The organism is Bacteroides faecis (genome assembly GCF_020091505.1).
GTDB lineage: Bacteria > Bacteroidota > Bacteroidia > Bacteroidales > Bacteroidaceae > Bacteroides > Bacteroides faecis.
In genome coordinates this window covers 2893783-2915766 of sequence record NZ_CP081916.1, presented here as the reverse complement: position 1 = coordinate 2915766, position 21984 = coordinate 2893783, and the positions used below count along the sequence as shown (strand labels likewise).

The following is a 21984-nucleotide window of genomic DNA, read 5'->3' as shown; positions in this document are numbered from 1 at the left end:
TCAGGTAATGAGACTTTGTCCATTGCTTGATAAATGGAACGAAGTTTATCTTTTATTGTTTCGTCTAACATGGTTGATTCGTTAATTGTCATTCTTAAACCTATCATCCTTCTGCACTAACTCAAAGAATGGCAAATCTCTAATACCATCTACCTTTGAACCTATTTTACAAACACTTTCGAAGAGCTTAGCCTTGTTAATAAAGTCCATATAGCGTTCTCCATTAGGATCACTAGCACCAAATATGCTGGCAATTTCTGCTTTGCTGATAGAATTAACGTGATGAATTACCCAACTCAAAATAAACTGAGAATAATCTTCCTGCGCAGTCTTGAAATCACTGATATTTTGGGTGGACAGTATCATACCAACGCCAAACATTCGTCCTTCGCTTATAATGCTACGAAACGAATTGAAGTCTTTCTTCAAAAACTGATGTGCTTCATCTACCATGATCATAGCACGCAATTCACGGTAACCATCCTCTTGCTTACTACCACCAAGTTGACGCATTTCAGCATAGAAAAGATCAAGTATTAGGGATACTATTACTTTCTTTGTGTCGTCTGGATATAGTGTAAGGTCAATTACACGAACACTATTTAGCCATTCAAACAAGGATACACAATTACTGTTGTCGGTTGTGAATATTGTGTAATCTTGAAGTTTATCAAATAGAGCATAAGCTTTATCATTGGCATCATATGTTTCAAAATATTTATCAATAACTTGCTCCATTGTTGGAACAGGCTTATCCCACGTATTTGAATCCCTTGTAATACCAGCATCATTATATGTGTCAATAATAACCTGCTTGATGTTACTCTGTTGTTTCAATCCAAGCCCATAAGCTTTTGCAAACGAATCAGCTATTCTATCTGCTGTAATAGCGGGCAAATTCATGCCTTCAACCTCATCATTTACTACTAGCTTCAGAGGATTGAATGGATAGTTGAATTTATATGACGTTCCGCCAACAGCATCTAAGAATTCCTTATCCTTGTAGTCTCCCTTGTAGTCGAACACAAGCATACCAACAGGTTTACCTCCCACATTATGCACAGATTCCTTTGCGAACTGCGCAATAACAGATCGAGCAAACTGGGTCTTACCAGTACCCATTGTACCAATAATTCCCATATTAGGATGTGAGACCATTCTGGTATTATTGGGTTCAAAAAGGATATTCTCTCTTGTCACCTTTGAATAGCCAACTATAATCTGAATTGGTTGGTTCGACGAAATCTCCGAGTCTGGAGAATTTACTTCAATGATCTCATCCGTTGTTTGTTCACCCTCCTGTGTATCAGAAGAAATTTTTGCCACGTTACTCGATGTACTATGTTGATCTTTGGTTTCAGTAATATCTATGTCCTGAGCTTGAGCAGAAGAATTTTGGTTCTCAAAACTTTTAACTGGTATAGTACCTGATGGCATCGTGGTTGGTGAATCAAGGATTCCTAAATCTTTATTCTTCCAAAATGCCTTTACCTCATCGGCAACGATTATTGGCGACTGTATAAGCTGGTTAATTGCAGAAACATCATCGCTTATAATACAAGAGTTACATGTATTCAATGAAACCTCAATATGACAAACTAGGATATCATCATTAATCATATCAACAGAAGCTTCAGGAGCACTAGAGCCAGAAAACGCAACAGTTGCAGCATAACCCATTTCACGACACTTCATTTCATCTGCTATGGTATAATCCAAATTGAGTAACCGGAATCGGCAATTATCTATGAATTGATATTCAGCTTCATCTAATAGACCATTTGCCCAAAGTTTATCTGTGTTAGTAAGTATCTGTGATGCAAAAAACGTCTTATAAATATCATTTGCAAAACCACCTTCATCCATCAATGTTTTCTTGAGAACGTTATATGTCTTAACAACTTGTTCACTGGCGGTATGTGTGAAGTTGCTTCCTATAGAAGCTTTAACTTCAACAGGATAGTAATACAACTTTATTGCTCCTTGAACATCTTCAACACCGACTAGAAGCAAATCATCAGACATCTGGCCTTTCACGCCTAGGGCTTTCTTTGAGAACAAAGAATCTTGCTCAAGACCTATATTCCCTGTTACACGAAGTATTTCTTCGAGCGAAATAGGGACCCATACAACATTTTGGTTTCTAGACAAAAACCTCTTCATCATAATGCAAGCAGATACTATGCTCATCTTTTCTCGAATCTGCACATCAGTTTTTCTGATAACATCTAGTAACCAACTTCCATTCAAACTATTGAAATAGTTCATCATAGTACTCATGAACAATTCACGCTGATTTGTATTAGTAACACAGCTGTCATAATAACCAGCCAACATATTGTCATATTGCTTGGTCTGTCTGGTTACAGTAATACTATCATATTTTGCATTTATCGTATATTGGTCCGTATAGTGAATGACATAAAGATCTTTCTGACGATAGAAGAAATCTATATCAACTTCAGGATTTAAGAATGTTACCCAATTAGACTTGTCGTATATAGATTGTAAAAGCAAGTCGTCCTTAAACACATAGCTTTTGGCGAAGCACGTATCTGGAGAATAACTATTTGCCCAATGAGTGCGCTCATTAGCATACAGACTATTCATGTCGATAGCAATTGGATAAACCTTTCCATACTTGCTGAGATCTGTTGCAAATCCACGTGTACCAAATCCAACTGTATATGTTTTGCCCTTTTGGTTGTTAGTTGATGGGATAGAAATCAACCCATTCAAAGATAATTCACTTCGAAGTGCAGACGTTGGTGACTTAGAGAATTCCAAGCCTGTATCCATTTGATAGAAAGAAATGTGACAATAATCAATTTCATTATTACATTCATTTATATCATGCTTATAGAAATCAATTCTTGTAAAAAACTGTCTTATAATTTGTAATGGGCTGATATCTTTATTGCCCATATCTAAATATGTATCAACTTTGTCGAGCTCTTTACAAATCAATTCTTCTGAATTTAATCTATTAAGCTTTTCAAAGAATGTTTCTACAGCTAGATTCTTGACATACTCATGAACTTCTACTCTCTGAATTGCTTCAGGAGAATTCTTCATTTCGCTTTTAACGTATTCAAAAAGCCCCTTGACAACATTAGTATCGTCATAAATACCGATAGTACTTATTATAATAGGACTATCAGCAACCTGAAATAGATAACTGAAATGTTTCTTAAATTCCTTTATTTTACTTGTCACCATTTTAGTGGTGATATTGTATGTGCGAACCTGTTGTGCATTGCTGGCCTTCTCATAAAACAACCATGTTTTAAGGTCATCAGTAAATTCATCACAATATGGCTGCCTATCTGAATTTTCATAGGACATATATGGCATCAGGTAGAATGGCGAAACTAGTTTAAGTATTTTGGGATTCTCAAACATTTGTCCTTTGTACCTGTTTTTATATTCCATCATGTAGGCAATCAGTAGAGGATGATAAGGAGTTAGCATTACCTTGTCACCATCTTCAATAGTCCCCAATTTCGTAAGAGAGTACTCCTTTTCATCCATCAATTCATTTGGAGTAATTGACATGATTACATTATGTACCGCATCAACATACTCTTCGTATAACTTGAAGAGTTCATCATCTATATAACTCAATGTAGGCACATAGCCTTTTTCAGAGTAGTACACATAGATAGCATCTATTTTCTCCTTTACTAATGTAGGGAGTTGGAGTTCTACTGGCTCTAACTTGCTATCAAAACTTGTAAGACAACGCTTCATGCAGTATATGTTCTCTGTTGCCATTTTTCGTTCCAGTTCAAGATAGCTAAAAAATTCTTTATCAGCATTATATTCGTTTGAACCAACTCTTACTTTGTTTCCGCCAGGGAATTTAGCAGAAGTACCATTACTCCAAACCTCTCCAATCAATTTTGGCGGTTTAACTGGAACAATTCTTTGCTCATCAACTTCAATTTTGAATATAATCTTTTTATCCCCAAATGTGATTGGTAAGTCAACACCATCGCAGAAATCGTTAAGGTCAACTTTAACACTATAGTCATCATCCCATTCAATATCTCCAAGAGTATTTGTAAAGTCGATTTTCTTTGATCCTCTTCCAATAGAGATAGAATCAATATCTTCAGGTGTTTTTATTACGATATTTGCTTTTGAACTTATAGAAAAATATGGTTTGATTTCTTCAAAAGTACCATGAGGAGCTTTTACTCTCATCATTATGAAAGTAAATTTATTACTATCCTTACCTATTTCACATTTTACAGCATTATCAGCTAATTCTATTCGTACTGATGAACCTACAACCTTGTACTGAGTTGTAGGATTGCCCTTCACATTTATATCCTTGAGTACCGTACAATCAGAGATAGGTTTATTAAAATCAATTCTAACGCTTGTTGTTATATGGTCGGTATTATCACAAATGATCGCAAAGACTTTCTTAGATTTTTGCGTCATTTTAGGAAGAGGACTATTTATTAACTCAGCCGAATGATCATTAGCTATTTGAAGAGACACAAATTTATAATTAGCCTGCTCAGCTTTCTTTTCGACACTTTTCTTGATCTCTTCGTAGTCAATCTGCATCCACGTATCTGGATTCTTAACAATCTTATTTGCTAAGGCATTGTCATATATTTTAATAAGTTCTGTATATGCCTCAGTTGAATATGAATTAAGGATAGTCTTTATTTGCTCAAAATGATATGAGTTTCCTTTTATACGAGCCTCCATATCTTTTGAGTCAATTGTTATCAGACTTGGGGTTGTACAATATTTGTCAGGGAAATAACCAAACTTGTCATACTTACCCGAAAGTTCAACTGGATGTGATTGTAAAACGCCAAGAATATCTTTGAACATAAATAGGTCAGCTTCATGGTGAGCAATTCGTTCACGAATAGTTTCTGCATACCTTTTTAAGCACATTCTATCGTAATCAAGAATCGTTAGGTTGTCCAATTGGGTCAACATATTCTTGAAAATGGTATCTTGGTGTAAAGGTCCTCCCTCTGCTAGTAGATTTACTCCAGTTGATGTTAAGGATTCTAATTTATTATTGCATAGAATACAAAACAAAGTTTTGTCACTATATTGAGAATCAGGCTGAACTACAGCATTTCTAAGCGTAGTTAAATAACCATTATCTATTACACTTTCGTTACCAACAATAATTTCTGCCCCATCAGCATTTGGCTGAAAGCACTTGGTATTAAGCACATCGACATCCATCCATTCCTGACGGTTTTCGAAAATTCCTGTAACAGTTATATCATGAGCTGTCAGATTTTCTGCAATAGCATTATATAAGCCATTTCTATGTTCAGCATTTTCAAACAGAACATAAAAATATTTTAATCCAAATGAACCAGGCTTGTGTGTTGTGAAATAATCTGTGATTAGTTCATCAACGAGATATTTATAAAACGATTTTAACATATTGTGCTTCACCTGAGTCGCTTTTGCGCTCTAATAAGTTTAATTTCAGTAAGTAATTCTCAATTGCGGCTTTTGTGTCGTAGTCAAAGGCTACACCATATTTACCAAAACCTTCATAAAGATCCTCAAGTTTCATACGGGTACCTTTTGAGATCATCGCCATAAGAAAAAATAGCATTTCGTCATCAAGGTTTAGAATCTCCCTGCCACGTCTTGTTGATAGCATTCTTATTTTCATTATATTGTTGACGCGTATCTTCATCTTTGATTCATACTCCTTGGATTGTAAAGTTGTGCAAAGCAGTCCTAGCTTAAGAATAAAATCATCGTAGGAATTGACTTCGGTAGACACCTCATCTGGGAATTGAAACTTTGCTACTTCACGTTTTTTGAGCTGTTCGCGTTTATCACGCTGATAAGAACATATGACATCTTCAAGCAGCATTTTAATTTCATCGTTGAAATCCTGTTCTTTAAGTTTATTGTATACATCATTATAAAAACCTATGTTGCCATCTAGTAAACTATTAAGAATGTCTAATGCCTCAATTCTTCCAAACGATTTCTCTAAAGCTTCTTTGTTAACGTATTTATTCCAGCCATTAGTGACAGCCTCTCGACCTTCAGATGCATGCTCAGAAGTAAGGATATAATACATCTTTTGTGGTTTCTCAGGAACTATATTGTATTTGCGATAATCAAGATACACAAGTGTCTGAGACAGAGAATAACACAGGTAGAAGTGGAGGAATACATGAATATATTTCACAACAATGCTATCATCACGTTTCAAGAACCATTTAAGGTCTTCACCAAAAGCCTCCTTAATAAAAGGGAGAATAATATATTCATTTTCATTTGAACCTCCTGTGCCAGTTGAGCTACTGAGTGCAGATATAATAATTTCATTGAAGAGATTAGGCTTCTTTGATAACATATCGACAAGTAGATCTTTTGGACAAAGCATAGAAGAGAGGTATTCTGCAATGGATCGCTGACCATGTTCATATTTCTTGGAATTTGTATTACCATCAGTGAGAGGTAGAAATTTCAAAAAAGAAGGGTCAATGATCGTTAATGAACCATCTGAATACATTACATCCTTCATTATCTCAATAAACTCTTCAACCTGTTTCTCTTTCATATGCTTCTGTTGTAATAGATAGTTACGTACAGGTTGAATAGCATTGTTTTCAAAATCTGATATTGCTTTTGTTTGTCTGTCTTTACTTTTTCTGAAAAACTCTCCAGTTATACCTCGTAAGCCACAACTTCTATCATAGTTAGAAGTTGAAGGATTACTGGTAAACGGCAATACTTGCACAGACGATCTAAAAGCATCTGTAAACTCTTTATCCTCTAACAATACATTTTCCACAACACCGTTTTCAAAACGAATTCGAGACGCTGTAGGCAATGCTTTATCTTTTGTGGTATCCTTATAATAGGAACTATAGAAATTCTCTGTATTAATCATGATAGCGTTACGACGTTGTTAAGTTTTGATCTAAGACAAACTGTTTTTTCATCAGATGATATGATTACTACCTCCTTATCGCCTGAACTATATTTAATTAACTCACGGATGAAACGGCTGAATTCCATATTCAATTCACTTTCATAGGTAATTGGAAGTTTCCCTTTCTCAAGTGAACAGATGTATTCGAACAATTGGTAATCCATTTTAAGTTCAACTGGATTATTCTTAACATCCCATTGCATTGGTATATATAATAGGAATTCATTTCTAAATTGTCCGATATAAGGTGCGTCTACACTTGACATTGACTTGTCTATTCTTGCAAAGAGTCTGTATTTACTTCCTTGAATATTGAGAGGAATTAGATCATTCACTTGGGTGTATGCTCCATAATGGCGTGGAATACTCAAATCGACTTTTTCTTCTAATTCAAGGATTATTTCATTTCTAGATTCTTCATTGTTATATAATGAGAGATTCCTTAGGAACTGGCGATATACATCAGATTCACTATGATAATCAAGAAGATGAGAAACTCGAAATATAAATTTTGAGATTCTCTCTGTATCTTTACCATGATTTTTGTAGTAAAAATTAATTTTCTCCTTCAGTGATTCATAGACACATGACAGCTTGTTTTTATCTAGCATATCATCATGCAATTTATAGGCTGTAAACATAACTGCCAAAGACTTATTATGGTCAAGACTACTCACTCGAAGAGGATCTAATTGACATACCATTTTTTGAATCTTACTAGAATTACCTGAGAATATAAGACTTGGCAATAACGATTCAAATAAATGACGGCCTTCATTGTACTTTTCGGAGAATGGAAATACAATTATAGAACATACAAAGTCAAAGAAATCTCTTGGCGTAAAGATTAGCTGAAAACGTACCATGCACTCTATTATGAGCATTACAATACTCTTTTTTACTACAAGCAAAGAAAGTATCTCGAAGTTTAATACTTCTGGATACATTGCCCCATAATGGCTATCCTTTTTTGTTTCCTCATACGCAGCATAAAATGGATTGCAGCAATCTGCTTTTGTGATTTTATTCAGAATTTCACTTATAAATGACGATTCTACAGGATATTCAGAGCCATCTTGTGTGAGCTCAAAATTTTGCTGATTACTGAACGAGACAAATCTTAGGTAATCTGTTTGATTTATACTTTCATAGTGGTCACTTAGAACCTGCTTTGCTAAATTCCCAATTTCTGAAAAGTTTTCATCATCAACAAAATCATTAAGTTTACCAAGATTTATGGCAAGAAGGGTTTTAGTTGAAGTAGTCTTGATATGCTGGTCGTCATAGTTGCGTAATGCGATCTTAAGCGTTTCTATAGAAGACATATTTGGAGAGCAACTAGCTGTAGCATCATTATAAAACTCAAAATCATTGTAGTCATTCGTATTTTTGAGTTTACTTATAATGTGTGACTTTCCATCACCAGCATTACCAATAAGTAACACTAAGCCACCTCCGTTTTGTTTGATGGCATCCATGTGTTTCTTAAGATTTACTTCTATAAGTCTATCAACATTCAGATATTCAGCCAATTCATTTAATTGACATCCGTTCTGAACTGCGCCTAACGAGCCATGGCTCAGTTGTTTAAATATGTCTGTTATCTTGCTCATATTCTATTTTGCCAAAGGATTGGATCTATAAGATCCTCCATTTTATAGTTGTACATCTGTATTAACTCATCATAGTGATTGGGGAACATTTCTAGTACATCTAGGGCTGTTTGTAAAGTTCTACAAATCTTTCGGACCTTGCCATTCTTATTTGGATGTGCATAGAAACCTGCACTAAGGTCCTTTTGGAAAGCATCAAACGATTTAATTTCATCTAAAACCTCAAAACCAGAGTGCTGTTCCCAGTAAGTTTGATTTCTGTAACAATATTCCCAAAATGACATTTTTTTGTAGAATGCCTGCTGATTACACCATCGAGCTATCTGAATATAAAAATTAGGAATTGGAGCCTTATGATAATCTTCATGCCTCATTACATAACCGACACAGCCATAGGACATAAGTATCTTTATTCTTTGGAACAATTCCCATATATCCTTGTAGAATTTATCTTGACTATGCTCAGCTTGCTTATATCCACAAAACAAATAAAACTTTGTTCCTTTTTTAGGATTATAACGTTTCCAAATTTTGAGTGACTTTTCAATTAGTTCATGGTCCTTCCAATTATCAAACGCAAAAATAAAATCTCCATGATAACGTGAACGTGATAACATTTCTGCCATTTCTTCACCATAAGGACTTTCTGCCAACATACGCTCATCAAGACCTTGACGGAATTGAAATGGACGTTTTGTCTCTATAAGTTGTTCCAATAGTGGTCGCCATATTGATGGATCAGATGCTAGAAAATTATCATCCCATAGATATATATATGGACGAATAAGTTTACCATTATCATCCCGTTCCTCATCTAAAAAACATTGTAGTTTAGAATATGGCAATATATGATTCTCAAGTTTATTTACGCAAAAAGGACAATGTCTTACACATCCACGAGTTAAAAATCCGATCGAATATTTCTGATAATCCTTATATTTCTCTCGTTTAAAACCTTTTTCAACTTGTTGATTTACAAAAGAGTCATACAGATGATAGTATGGCATTTGCCTAGCCATGTTTATACCATACTCTTTGCCTCCATGGAAGTTTCTCAACGAATTTAGGAATTCATCGTTTTCTAAGCGATTCATGTCATCTTCACGCATTTTGCGATATTCCATTACATTTGCTTCATTAGCATAGAAACCTGTTCCTCCACAATGGAATTTTCGCTCTTCAGATGTACCTTTAGCACGTATATACAGTTCAGGTAACTCGGTATATGTGAATACACGAGACATGTATATTTTTGTATAATGCGATGTATCTGCTTTGGGATCTAGTATCAACTCAAATTGAATTCCGTTGTCATGGAAGAATCCTGCTAATTTAAGCAACACAAGATTAGGATGACGTGTACCATTGTCAAGCAAGTCAGCATCTATTAATCCTATTATTTTTTTATTCTAGCCATTATTATTCCTCCAATGATTTAACAAAAGCTTGGCCTTTCTCTGTTAGCACATAACCACCAGTCTTTAAAGATCCTTGATACTCTATCAAAGCTAAAGGCTCTGATGATAGCTGTTTAATGGTTCTTTCTAAAGTTGCTTTGGAAATTTCGATATTTTCCAATAATGATTTGCGCTTAATAAGAGGCGACTTTGATATTGCCAATAAGACAGTTTGTGCATTATCATTTATAGCCTCATTTATAGCCTCATTTATAGCCTCATTTATAGCCTCATTTTTCGCTTCACCTATAGTTAAAGAACCCTCAAAGCCCTCATGACAAGGGATTTCTATCAAGAAGTAGCTTCTTTCTTCATTGGTTTCAATCACAGCTGGAGCAGAGCCATTTCTGCGTAATTCGTCCTGAATGGTTGGGATGCCAGTACCACGACCTTCCGACAACTGCAACTCTTTAAGGTAATCACCCAAACGACGGTTACGATATCGACGTGACTTTAGACGTTCTGCCTTTTGAATAGCATCCAAACTTATAGAGCGATCTGGGCCAGTATAGCTAAGAATTGATATTTTATCTGGTTCAATTGTTATCTCCACTGGCTCACGCTCTTGATAATCTCTATGATATAGTGCATTAACTACAGCCTCTTCAATCGCCTGGTAAGGATAGTTGAAATAGGTTATAGACTCCGCTTTATCTTTAGGTTTGATGATTCTCTTCTTGATAACATTTGTTTTGATATAGTCCAATGCTTGCTTAATCATTTCAGGTACAGGACCTACGATCTTTGGAACCTCAATCATATTATTGGGATTCTTGATGCAGCCCTCTGGAAAGATTACAATATCAACCTGCGTGGTTGGGAAGAACTTGGCTGGATTTTTAGAGAACATCATAGCAGCTACATTCTTCACTAGCTGACATTCAGTTGGTCCAACTAATAAGTCCATTTGAGACAATATCTCAGACATTGACAGCTTTTCAAAATCAGCTACCAAGCGACTATTTACAGTTTGTAGATAATCCAGAACCAATGCTCTAGAAATATCTGTCTGTTCAATATTTTCATTCCCTCTTTCATCAAATGGAAGGCGACTTGCCAATTCACGCAATTCATCCAATACTTCGCCTTTTGCCTCTATGGTATTGGTACCATTACGCACATACCATTTACATGGTGATTGATTGCTCGCTGTAACACGTTCACGCACATTATACGGACGATTTACACCTGCTGGTACCCAGATAAGCAATACATATTTATCATCTACCTCCTGAACATCAACTCTTGGCATGTAATAAGGATCAATCTTATTGTTATAGCCAATCATTTCACGCTGGATTTTGTCAAGCTCTTCAACAGGAACTCCTGTTACAGGGCGTTTTGCGATGCCTGTATTATCTTCCTCTTCTACACCTACAACAATGTATCCTCCTCCAAGATTATCAATATCGTTGGCGAAAGCACAAATAGTACGATAGATTTTATCAGGATTCCAACCTTTTTTAAATTCAATGCGGGTGGATTCTATTTTGCGTTTGTGAAGTAGATCTTCTATGTTAACTGGAATAGCCATGTGGATTACTTAGTTAGATTTATCTTTTTCTACATGAATCAACTCTCTCACATCAACATTCAAGAGCTCTGCGATGCGAAACAGTGTTTCCAAGTCTGGTTGTGAAGCATTTGTACACCAGCGAGACACTGAACATGCATTCTTGCCTACCTGCTGAGATAGCCAGCGAGCTGTTTTATTTTTTTCAACCAATACAATTTTAATCCTATTTAGTTGCTTCATGACTGAATTTGTTTATAGTTTAATGCAAACATATTAAAATTTATCGTAATGGGCGAATAATTTTCAGGTTAATTTGAATAGTCGCATAAAATTGACTAAGTGCCATTGTTGATTTTAATAAAAAAGTATTTATAAGTCGTGGAAATGTGGTGTTTTTGATAGATTTCCACGAGGGATAGCGCATTTTCCTTTTTATGTTCTTAAAGAGATTTGCTGACAAAAGAAAAATAGAATGACTTTACTTTAATGTCGTACCCTACATATACGGATAATAAAGTAAAGCTATATTCAAAAAGAGGGAAAAGAAGAAAGAGGCTTTGCCTCTGATATTTTCTTTTGTTTGATTACTTGTTAAGTGTAAGGGGGTACTTTCAAAGTACATCCTTAGCAATAATGATAAATGAGGAACAAATCGTTATGCATATGTCACCCATCAAAGGGGTGTCCATTTCGGCTACCCCTTGAATTGCGACCTCTCCCTGATATTTTTCTTTTGTTTGCTTATTGCTTTAATCACAAGATGGGGTCGTTTCAAAGGACATCATCTATTACATTTCACCAAACCTTGAACCAGTGTCGCAAATCACGACGGTGCTTTTAGAAATATATGGAATTGTAGGGAGGCCCTGTAACGGGGCGTCCAAAAAACGATGACCCCTTATAACATGGAGTCACATTTCGTTACCCCATACTATAGTACATAATAAACAACGAGGAACAAATCGTTACATATATGTAACATATCAATCCCAAAGGAGGTTGTGTCAAAACGTTGGCACAACCTTTTTTTTACGTTTTACAGTCCTGCTATATTTTCTTTTGCTTATGATGCTTTTTTCTGATTCATTTGGTAAGACGTTGCTATCTTCCACTTGTAGCGGTTTATAAATAGCCCAATAAGCATAGATTTAGCAAATGTAATGAGTCCCTTTCCTGCCTTTCTCAGTTTTGCACACATCTTTTTGATATTAAAAGCTATGGCAAAGAAGGCAAAGTCCATTGTCACCTTGTCTTCTCCCACATGCCGGAACCTTCTGTATGCCATGTTGTATTTCATTTGTCCAAAAACAGCTTCCGGTTCTATACACCGCCTGCCTCTATGCCTGATTCCTTCTTTTGAGAGCAACCTTTCCCGGGCTTGTCGTTTGTATTGGTTTAACCGGTGGTTGACTTCTATCATACGGTTCCCCCGTGCTTTAAAACAACTTCCACGCAAAGGACAGCCCTCGCATCTTTGTGCCTTATACCGGGCACTTTCGGTGGTGTATCCGCTCACCGTTCTGTCACGTTTGGTTCCTATGCGGTTCATGTGCTGCCCCATCGGACAAACGTAATAATCCCCTTCCGCATTGTAATGGAGACTTTCCGCATGGAACGGGTTGGACGTATAACGGGGACGCTGTTCTTTATGGAAGTAGTTGTACTTGACAAAGGCTTCTATCCCGTTCTCCTGCATGAACCGGTAATTTTCTTCCGAGCCGTAACCGGAGTCTGCCACACCGATAGCAGGTAAGCGGTTATAGCGGTGCCGGAAGGAGTGGAAAAAAGGAATGAGGGTCAGCGTATCGGTAGGGTTGGGAAACAGTCGGAAGTCTATGATGAATTGGTTTTCAGTGCCTGTTTGCAAATTATATCCGGGTTTGGTCTGCCCATTCCTCATGGCGTCTTCTTTCATGCGCATGAATGTGGCATCAGGATCGGTCTTGGAATAGGAATTACGTTCTCCAAGGACATCAAGGTGATTGTCGTATTCCATCAGCTTGTCACGATACCCTTCAAGTTCCCTGACCTGTTTCTTTTTCTCCCGCAGGGTTTTCTTTTCTTCCTTGTCCTTTGTTGCAGGCCGGTGTTCCAGGGCTTCTTTAAGTTCATTCGCTATGCCCGAGAGCATGGAGGGAGTGAACTCCACGGATGTGTCTTTTACGGAGTTCTCCTGTGCAATGGTTTCATCCACCTGCTCCAGAAGGATGCGGATCTTATCCATCAACCTTGTACGGTTCCTTTCGACTGTCTTGCGCCAGACAAAAGTATATTTGTTGGCCTTGGACTCGATCTTGGTACCGTCGATATACTCCACGTCAAGACTGATGAAACCTTTGTCGGCAAGGACAAGAACCAACTGCGTGAATACGTTGTTTATTTCCTCCTTTACACGGTTACGAAAACGGTTGATGGTAATAAAATCCGGATGCTCATTACCGGCAAGCCAGATATAATGGATGTCACGCAAAAGAAGCTTCTCGATTTTACGGCAGGAATAGATATTGTTCATGTAAGCGTAGATAATGACCTTGAGCATCATCTTAGGATGATAGGCTGAGCGCCCAGTTTCTTTATAAAGCTTCTTGAAATTATCAAGATTGAGATTATCAACAACTGCATTGACGATGCGGACAGGGTCGTTCGCAGCTATGTTTTCATCAATTCTTTGTGGAAAAAGAACGGTTTGGTTGGGAATGTAAGGACGAAAATGTAACTTTGCCATAACGAAAATGTAATGCCTAAAGTTACAAAAAAATTAGGTAATAACAAAGCCCGGGCTTGGGAAAGTCTGGGCTTTGCGCATAAAAAAAAGTTGTGCCAGCATTTTGACACAACCTCTTGAATTGAGCCCTCCCTGATATTTTTCTTTTGGTGGATTACTGCTTAAATCACAAGATGGGGTACTTTCAAAGTACATCATCCGCATTTTTGTGATATTACTACTTTAATCGCAAGATGGGGTATTTTCAAGCTACCTCATATGTTGCATTCCACTAATTCTTGAACCAGGGTCGTATATCACGACGGTGCTTTTAGAAATATATGTAATGACAGTGAGGCCCATTTAGAAGGCGTCCCCAAAACGATGCCCCCTTTGGAATCTAAACCGAAGCCTAAAACAAGGCGGAGGTTTTAAGACATGCCATCCTGAATTATAATGTCACATTTCTCACATGGGTGAAGCCGTGAAACACGGCGCCATCACTTTTTTGAATATGATGTCGCAATTTGCTACCCCATACTACTGCATTATGTTCGTACACCATACCGTAGCTTTCATTCCGCTAGTTATCATGCCTTGTATAATCAAGGAGTCTCTAAAAATGAAAACCGAAGCCCTAAAACAAGGCGGTGGTAAAAAAATACCCCCTCTGGAATAGAGTTTAAAAATTACACAAGGATGAGGCCCTGAATCAGGGCGCCACATTTATACTCATCACAACCGATGAGATTCAGCAGAGAAATATTTGATTTTTCTTTTGTCTGCCAAGCCTATATACAGTCATAGCCCCTAGTCTCTATAACTTACTATATCTGATTATTTAGGGCTATAATCGGCTTAACTTACTACTTGTATTTATTTATACTACGGCTTTTATATCAGGAACTGTCACTAATGATGACCTGATTCTTGCAGTTATAACCACATATCTAAATCAAGTATCTGGTTACATCTTGGAACAGTCGTTCTGTACAACACATGTTGATTTTTCTATTGTATGCTTAATAAGTAGGTAATTATCCTGTGATGATAAACAAAATGTAGTCTATTTGTATATTGGCAATATATAAAACTCGGTATCTTTATCTATTAAGAGCGTGGAATGTAAATAATTTGCATATACTACAATTTCTTAATTTAGTCGACTGCGGAAAGTTATGCAGTTAAATTTGCGTGAAAGTCTCCTGCAATTAGTTGACATAATCGGCGATAATTCCACGTATATTTCGTACCTTTGCAAAAGGAAAAGTAGAAGTGAACTTCGTGGCAAATTTAAAGTTTTGCTGGTTCTTATGAAATGAGGGAAAATTGATGCTAAAATATTGATTTTCACAAGAATAAAACAAATTCGACCGCTATTCTACCGTTTAAAGCGTAAATTCCTCATTTCGAATATTATAGGCATGGTGCATCGGGAAATAACAATCCCCAATATATTTATTAACACCCTAAATATCCCAATATATGTTTTCCCCCACAATTGACAACCGTCTTCGAGCAATCGATTATAGTAGCAATTGCCGTGAGAAAATAATAATGATATTTTTCTGGCTATTACTCCTCATACCTATTTTCTAATAAATATTCAACAATTTCTTTATCTGCCGGTAGCCACATAACTTCATCAAGGGAGCTTAGTACTAGCCACCGTGCAGATTTATGTTCACGAAGCTCCAATTCACCGACTAAAATTGTACACAGATAACAGTGCATAGTAAGGTGAAAAGATGGATAGTCAAAATCAGTAGTACATATAAATCCATCAATACTAATGTCAACACCTAACTCTTCTTGAATTTCCCGTCTGAGTGCATTTTCATGGCTTTCGCCTTTCTCTATTTTACCACCAGGAAATTCCCACAAACCTTCAAACTCGCCATAACCACGTTGGGTTGCAAAGTATTTTTCATTATCATAGATTATAGCTGCTACAACTTCTATCTGTTTCATAGCTTATATTGCTTTAACATATTGTGCCATTGCTGGTTGTTGAAGTTTCCATGTGATATTCATAGGGAAGTCGTCATGAGAAGACATATACTCTACTAGACCAAAACAATGGAAAGGACAAGTATTACCATAACCATCCTTTTTCTCTTCACGAACAAAGAGGATTATTTTGTTTTGTGTATCAGCTTGCTTAGTATATCGCTGTCCTCCATTATTTTGATGAGAGTCTGTGTTTTGTGACTGCCAATGGAAATAGTGTTCATTAATGAAATAATCATTATACTGTGTTGAAGGAGAAAAATCCTTATCTGATTTATTAAGCGTTACAAAAAGTAATGTAGCATTGCATTCGGACAAATTAAAGACTCCCGTTACAGAACCTTGCATCTTGCGCGCTTCCGTTTGCCTACCGACAAGCGTAAAAATTTCCTCACGGGTATAGCAACCGTATAATTCAAGTCCAGGCAAAACATCCTCTCCTAAAGGCATCGTTTTTAGTTGAAGATGCGCAAGCAAATAAGAAATAATTTCCGAAATCTCTTGCTTAAAATAGCTGTACATTTCCTTATGGATCAATTCAAGCGCTTCATAAATACTGGCAAAACCTGTTTTATCCAAACGATCCTGAAAAAGAGCGTAATATAGCATCAAAGCATACTTATAATTTTTAGTATCAAGATATTGCTTACTTCCATCGATAAAGAGTTCTATAAAATGAAGGAATGATACAGTATTGTGGTGCAATAAGTTAGCCATCCCTTTCTCCAACCGTTTGGTTATAACATCGTCTTTGTACGCGATACGACCTGCAGCGCGCTTAAGCGATGTCCAGCAATTGTTACTATGATAAAGAGTACGAATATCTTGTCCATTATTCTCTAAAAACTGAGAAATGGTAGGTATATTAAGGTAACTATTGATTTCTCTGATAATGCGATTCTTGTTATAAATAGCACTCTGGATATTATCAAGAATATATTGTCTTGCTTTCTTCTCCATCACGATACTGCAGCCTGATGGCAACAAAGTGAATCCATCTTTGATTTGCTTAACAATATTCTTTTCAGGATTGAGCATCAAAGCACGGAAACGACTAGCAAAGTCATACTTACGATTAGATTGTGCTACGAAGTCAAGTACAGTGAGTTCCGTCTTACCTACAGAAAGGCGCAAACCACGTCCTAACTGTTGAAGAAAGATCGTTAAACTCTCTGTGGGACGTAGAAAAAGTACAGTATCCACTTCAGGAATATCTACACCTTCGTTGAAAATATCTACTACGCAGAGATAATGAATAGCTCCCTCACGCAGTTCTTTAGCAAGTTGCTTGCGTTTATCAGATGGTGTATCCGATGTTAAACTCTGAGCATTAAATCCATACAGACTCAACTGTTCTGCCATAAAATCGGCATGACGTTTGTTCACACAGAAACAGAGTGCACGGCACATATATTCATTAGCGAGGTATTTATGCAACGCTTCAACAATATACCCAGCTCGTTCTTTGCTGCAAAGTTTATCCGCAAGACGCTCGATATTGTATTTTTGCCCATTCCAAAGAGCATCATCACTAAGATCAGTAGAATCTGTTACGCAAAGATATTGAAATGGTGTGAGCAATCCTGCTTGTAAAGCTTGTGGCAAGCGAATTTCTGCACTAATTCGTCCACCAAAATCTGGTCGAAGATCACGTCCATCCATACGCTCAGGTGTAGCAGTAAGTCCAATAAGGAGTTGCGGTACGAAGTGAGCAAACAATTTTCGGTAGCTTTCTGCCTGACTGTGGTGAGCTTCGTCAATCACGATATAATCATAAAAATCAGCACCTAGTTTCTCAAAAAAATCTTCAAAACGGGAGTTTAACATAAAGATGGAAACAAACAAATTTTCGTATTCGCTTTCATCTTGTGGGCGGCAATTGCCTACCCACAAAGTACCGAAATTTGCATCACCAAGCACACTACGATAAGTATTCAACGATTGGCGAAGAATTTCCTCCCGATGAGCCGTAAATAAAATGCGGCTTCTAGAGTGTATGCGACGAAATTCCTGATAGTCAAAAGCTGAAATCACTGTCTTTCCTGTACCAGTAGCCGCAACAACTAAATTTTTGAAATTCTTAAGCTCTTCACGTTCTACACGTAACTTGTCAAGAATTTGTTTTTGATGAGGAAGAAGAGTAAAATGTCGATATATCACTTCATTCGAAGTATCTCTAAAGATATTACGATGTATTTCTTTATTAAACTTTTCTATACCTCCAAGCCGGAAATCCTCAAAATTAGAACTATTCCAGTACATCTCAAATGTAGCAAGAGCAGTTTTTATTATATGTGGATTTTCAACACTTGTAACGCGTATATTCCATTCAAGACCTTCAGTTTGAGCAGATTTTGAAAGATTTGACGAACCGATATAAGCAGTATTCATACCGGAGTTGCGCACAAAAATATATGATTTGGCATGTAGACGTTCAATATCTGTATTATAAGAAATACGTATTTCAGTATTCGGCAACGCAGCAAGCTGCTCTATTGCTTTAGCCTGTGTAGCTCCGCAATAAGTAGTTGTTATGATCCGCAAACGATTCCCTTCTTTTTGGCAGAATTTGAGCAAATCATTGAGCAATATACGGACACCTGATACTTTCAAGAAAGATACAATGAAATTTATCTCATTAGCACTTGCTATTTCACGGCGTATTTCTTCTCCTAGAGAAAGCAAGCTACTACCGCCCGTAAACAGATTACTTACGCGAAAGCCAGAGATGGGACGAATAGTTTGTATGCGACTTTCTGCTTGTAATAGTGCTTGTTGTCTGCTCATTACCTCCGTTAACAATTTTGAAGGTTCAGCTATCTGAATTTCATCAATAACCCCAGCTTCTTTCAAGATATTATTTATAAGATTTACGCGATCTTCTTGATTTTCGATCTCCTCAAGTTTCTGGCGAATCACCTTCCCCAAATAATTGGCTAGTATTTGTGGAGACTCTGCCTCATCTATATTTTGTAACATACAAACCATACCTTGCTCTTCAATTTCATGAATATGCAGCTTTGTTATCTGGTTGATAACATGTTCGTATATACCCTTCTTTAGCATATAAAAGATTTATTTAAATTGTTTTTCCTGCACTACCGAGACTTCCATAAAGTTCATCTCACCTTCAAAGACAAAAGTAAATATAAAAAGACAGAAAAGCTAATACAATTACTTTTTTCTGAACGCCAATAATACCCTGTTTTAAATAGATGAGTACATCCTTAAACAATAAGCCTACAAAATATTCAGCTAAAATAGCTGGAAGAAGATTAGGTCTATTTTAAATAGAACAGTATCTTTGTGCATCAATAAGTTTTTATGCTTTATACTCTAAAGCAAATCTTTTGACTTTACAGAATAAACAACATAATATGGCAACAATAGAAGAACTTACAGAAACCATTGTGAAATTCAGAGACGAACGGGACTGGGCCCAATTTCACAATGCTAAAGATTTATCATTGGCATTATCCATTGAAGCAGCAGAACTGAACCAACTCTTTCTCTGGAAATCACCGGAAGAGGCAAATGTTGAAAAAATAAAAGAAGAATTGGCAGATGTCCTCAATTACGCATTACTCATTGCTAATAAATATAATTTTGATGTCGCCCAAATCATACTGGATAAAATAGAGAAGAATGCGCAAAAGTATCCGGTTGAGAAAGCCAAAGGATCTGCTAAGAAATATAACGAATTATAACCGAACACCATGACCGGCAAAAGAGTATTATACCAAGAACCGCAGGCTACGTTTTTTCATGATGTAATGACCAATCTGTTTACAGACAAAATAACAAAGGCCGCCACCTATTATAACTTACACCCAAGCAATTCAGAACTAATGTCATGGGGGAATAATGCCCCTAAAATAAAAGACTTGCTTCAGTTGAGCGGAGTTACTGATACATATGTGACATTCGAGTACCTCGTTCCATACAACATGAAACGCATTGACTGCATCTTATATGGTAGAAACTCACAAAATCAGGGAAATGTAGTCCATATCGAATTAAAACAATGGGACAACAAAGGGGTCCGGGATGCTGACTGCGAAGGAAACTTCAACGTCGACGAAGATTCAGACACCACATTCCAGGTACAGGCATACACAGGCGGAGGACACCGGCTGGTATCCCACCCTTCCCAACAAGTAAGAGGATACAATGATTATCTGACCGGATTCATAGAAATATTGAGCAGCAAAGAACTTCATATCGAAGGACTCGCATACTGCTACAATTACCGCAAAAACAAAACACCCAATACCTTATTTGATGAGAAATACAGCGAACTCCTGCAAGCATACAAAACGTACGCCGGCGACGAAGTGCAGGAACTCGCCCAACACCTGCAGCAAGCATTAGGCAACGGCGATGGCGAAACGATCTTCCACAAAATGATCAACAGTCCCATACGCCCTTCTAAAAAACTGCTGGAATCGGCAGCCAACCTGATTCATGAGGGTAATGTATCCGCATTCGCCCTAATCGAAGAGCAGATTATAGCGCGCAATGTCATTCTTGATAAAATCCGCAAAATCGGTAACAAGAAAAGTATCATTATCGTAAAAGGAGGACCGGGAACCGGAAAAACAGTGATTGCCTTACATATCCTGGCTCTATTGGCGGGAAACAAGAAAAGTTATAATATCCGTTATGCCACAAAATCAAAACCTTTACTGGAAGGGGTAAAAGACCGGTTGCCGCGTGGCAGTAAGGCTAAACTGCTATTTTCAAATGTAACTCAGTTTATTCCGGCCAACTGTGAACCTAATAATATAGATGTATTGCTGGTCGACGAAGCCCATCGCATCTCTAATAGTGCAAACAACCAATACACGCCGACTGATAAACGAACCAATCTTACACAGATTCAAACAATCGTCCAAGCAGCCAAGATATCCGTATTCTTTATCGACGACAAACAAGCCATTCGAAGCGTCGAGATCGGATCTTCCCAACTCATTCGGGAATGTGCCAAAGAATACAATGCCGATATTGCAGAAGTCGAATTAAAATCCCAGTTCCGCTGCAATGGTTCGGACAACTATCTGGACTGGCTTGAACAAGTTATCTATAATGAACCTGTAAAATCATCCTTCAAAGAAGATGAATTTGACTTTAAAATATTCGACGATCCTCAAACACTGTATGATGAGATAAAGAGAAAAGACAGTATAGACGGGCAAAGCGCACGCCTGACTGCAGGATTTTGCTGGCCATGGTCAAGTTCTCTGGATGAGAACGGAGATTTTGTAAAAGATGTTACCATCGGGAACTTCGCAATGCCGTGGGAAACCAAAGATACTATTACCAATATTCCCAAGGGATATGTCAAGTGGTATGAATGGGCATATAAACCCGAAGGCATCAAACAAGTCGGATGTATATATACGGCGCAAGGTTTTGAATTTGATTACATAGGTGTCATCATCGGTCCTGATTTACGGTATGACACAGAGCAACAATGTCTGATTACAGACATTAAAGAAATCAAAGATCCTATGTTAAAACGAAATGCGGCATATTTTGATAACTACGCCCGCAACATCTACCGTGTTTTAATGTCCAGAGGAATGAAAGGTTGCTATGTATATTGCTGTGATGAAAATTTAAAAGAATATTTGAGAGCTAAAATTAGAGATAGAAAATAAGAAAGTATGGCAGGCTGGCTGGAACTTGTTTCAAACAGGTTCCAAACAAAATAAAGCGTTTGTTTTCCGTATCAT

General features: G+C 37.1%; 11 protein-coding genes. 2 read left to right on the top strand and 9 right to left on the bottom strand.

Annotated features, from left to right (window positions below):
* Positions 1–81: 81 nt before the first annotated feature.
* The 9 genes from K6V30_RS11155 to K6V30_RS11115 all read right to left on the bottom strand — a co-directional run bounded on the left by K6V30_RS11155 (position 82) and on the right by K6V30_RS11115 (position 19315).
* Complete coding sequence (locus K6V30_RS11155) at positions 82–5442, bottom strand: helicase HerA domain-containing protein (protein ID WP_139147270.1); 5361 nt, start codon at positions 5440–5442, stop codon at positions 82–84.
* Complete coding sequence (gene dptG, locus K6V30_RS11150) at positions 5411–6907, bottom strand: DNA phosphorothioation-dependent restriction protein DptG (RefSeq protein WP_055271330.1); 1497 nt, start codon at positions 6905–6907, stop codon at positions 5411–5413. Before dptG ends, K6V30_RS11155 begins: the two co-directional genes overlap by 32 nt.
* Positions 6904–8562: a DNA phosphorothioation-dependent restriction protein DptF gene (gene dptF / locus K6V30_RS11145; RefSeq protein ID WP_055271328.1), complete on the bottom strand. Its 1659-nt coding sequence runs from the start codon at positions 8560–8562 to the stop codon at positions 6904–6906. The genes dptG and dptF overlap by 4 nt, the downstream gene beginning before the upstream one ends.
* A complete protein-coding gene (locus K6V30_RS11140; protein ID WP_224207288.1) occupies positions 8559–9938 on the bottom strand; it encodes a hypothetical protein in 1380 nt (459 codons plus the stop codon). Before K6V30_RS11140 ends, dptF begins: the two co-directional genes overlap by 4 nt.
* A 43-nt stretch (positions 9939–9981) precedes the next feature.
* Positions 9982–11553, bottom strand: coding sequence for an RNA-binding domain-containing protein (locus tag K6V30_RS11135; RefSeq protein ID WP_055271324.1), 1572 nt, complete (start codon positions 11551–11553; stop codon positions 9982–9984).
* A 9-nt stretch (positions 11554–11562) separates the two neighbouring features.
* Complete coding sequence (locus K6V30_RS11130; protein ID WP_055271322.1) at positions 11563–11775, bottom strand: helix-turn-helix transcriptional regulator; 213 nt, start codon at positions 11773–11775, stop codon at positions 11563–11565.
* Between the two features lie 823 nt (positions 11776–12598).
* Entirely contained in the window at positions 12599–14260 is a 1662-nt protein-coding gene (locus K6V30_RS11125; RefSeq protein ID WP_010536421.1) for an IS1182 family transposase, read from the bottom strand.
* Positions 14261–15814: 1554 nt separating this feature from the next.
* Positions 15815–16210, bottom strand: coding sequence for a (deoxy)nucleoside triphosphate pyrophosphohydrolase (locus K6V30_RS11120; protein WP_010537093.1), 396 nt, complete (start codon positions 16208–16210; stop codon positions 15815–15817).
* A gap of 3 nt (positions 16211–16213) precedes the next feature.
* Positions 16214–19315, bottom strand: coding sequence for a DEAD/DEAH box helicase (locus K6V30_RS11115; RefSeq protein ID WP_055271213.1), 3102 nt, complete (start codon positions 19313–19315; stop codon positions 16214–16216).
* Positions 19316–19626: 311 nt separating this feature from the next.
* Here K6V30_RS11115 and K6V30_RS11110 point away from each other — a divergent pair, with 311 nt between their 5' ends.
* Positions 19627–19956 carry a nucleotide pyrophosphohydrolase gene (locus K6V30_RS11110; RefSeq protein ID WP_022301599.1) on the top strand — a complete coding sequence of 110 codons (330 nt, stop codon included), beginning with the start codon at positions 19627–19629 and terminating at the stop codon, positions 19954–19956.
* Between the two features lie 9 nt (positions 19957–19965).
* Complete coding sequence (locus tag K6V30_RS11105; RefSeq protein WP_022301598.1) at positions 19966–21909, top strand: DUF2075 domain-containing protein; 1944 nt, start codon at positions 19966–19968, stop codon at positions 21907–21909.
* Positions 21910–21984: the final 75 nt, after the last annotated feature.